The organism is Martinezella lusitana (assembly GCF_010668395.1).
GTDB classification, from domain to species: Bacteria; Pseudomonadota; Alphaproteobacteria; order Rhizobiales; family Rhizobiaceae; genus Rhizobium; species Rhizobium lusitanum_A.
In genome coordinates this window covers 1-381 of record NZ_WUEY01000104.1, presented here as the reverse complement: position 1 = coordinate 381, position 381 = coordinate 1, and the positions used below count along the sequence as shown (strand labels likewise).

Here is a 381-nt window from a genome sequence, read left to right as displayed (position 1 = left end):
GTTGTACCTCGCTAAATAGAGCCAATGGCCATTGCGGAACCACTGCATTCGCTCCATTGTATAGAGCGAAGCTGAGCGTAGCTAATCATTGTTCCAAACGCTTGCTTGAAGCATTGTCGGTTGCAAGCCGAAAGGAGACAACGATGGCAAACGGAAGACAGGCTAGCGCAAAGCGCATGAAAATGGCGGAACGCGCGCAGCAGCAGATGGATGTTCATTTCCCGAACTTTCATCCAGCATGGATTTGGACTCGCAAAACGAACGACGGCTTCTTTACCGTACCGCGAACGATGCCGGTTGTGATGCAGACCATCGACGCCCAGACAAAGGGGCAACCTGCGGGGCACACACTCCTTTGTCTTTGGGCGCGGGCACCGGATC

Annotated in this window: 1 pseudogene; it reads left to right on the top strand. The window is 53.8% G+C overall.

Annotated elements, in window-relative coordinates:
* Positions 1 to 143: 143 nt before the first annotated feature.
* Positions 144 to 381, top strand: a pseudogene (locus GR212_RS37035) (hypothetical protein); the annotation flags it as partial.